Annotated in this window: 1 protein-coding gene; it reads right to left on the minus strand. The window is 66.7% G+C overall.

The features are described from left to right. Nucleotides 1–503 precede the first annotated feature (503 nt). Complete coding sequence (locus ACFWWQ_RS25540) at nt 504–659, minus strand: hypothetical protein (RefSeq protein ID WP_384600494.1); 156 nt, start codon at nt 657–659, stop codon at nt 504–506. Between the last annotated feature and the right edge of the window lie 280 nt (nt 660–939).

Here is a 939-nt window from a genome sequence, read left to right on the forward strand (position 1 = left end):
TCAGTTGTACGCGCGTCACGTAAGACGGTCTATCGGACCGAACCCTGCCACGAAGGCACATCACACAGATTGATCACGACTCGATACGCGCCCTAATGCACTCTTCATCATTGCGCTCGGCTGCCTGCTCTGGCCGATATGGGTGGCGGCCTCTTTCGTGCGCCGCTGCCTGCTCCTTGGGGCTTTCGTCCATGTGACCATAGACTGCGAGCGGATCGAGGTCGTGCACCGTCGGCGCCAAACAGTTCTCACGTCACAAGAGATCCGGCGCCTGTCCATTCGATCGGTCTACGACTCGGCGGGACGTCCGACCCGGTACCGCTCGGTCCAGGCAATCCTCCACGCTCGCCCCCATTCCTCCACCGACACCCCACCCTCGCAAGCATGGATCACAGTCATCCCCCTCGCCCCGATGCACCCCGTCGACGCTCGACTCCGGGAAGCCCTGGCGCACTTCGGAGGATCCGCTTGGGAGCCACCGCTGCGTGACTGAAGGAGGGGAGCTATTTCGCAGCGGTGCCGTAGGCGTAGCGGGCGACGACCGCCCCCTTTATGTTGCGGATCTCGGCAGTGTCGCCCCTGTCGTTCCAGACGGGGATCAGGCTCTTGAACGACAGGCCGCCCCAGGCGGGGTTGATCTGGTTGGTATAGATACGCACGGGGATGCCGAGGGTGAAACGGTGCGCGAGCGCATCTGCCTGATCGCCCGGACGTCCCCTGCCGACTGGAAGATCACCGCGTTGTCCATGAGGGCTATATCCAGGGCGAAGACGAGTGTCCTAGCTGTGACTTCCGGGGGCTGCCGAAGTTCGGCACCCGCGGCTGACTACCCACGCCGAGGGGGGGGGGCCCGCCGGGGGGGGGGCCCCCCCCGCCCGGGGCCCCCCCCCCGCCCACCGGCGGTTGTTGGCCCACACGCCCCCCGCCACCCCGCGCCGG

The sequence above is a fragment of the Streptomyces sp. NPDC059080 genome (genome assembly GCF_042739975.1).
In the GTDB taxonomy this organism is placed as follows: Bacteria; Actinomycetota; Actinomycetes; order Streptomycetales; family Streptomycetaceae; genus Streptomyces; species Streptomyces benahoarensis.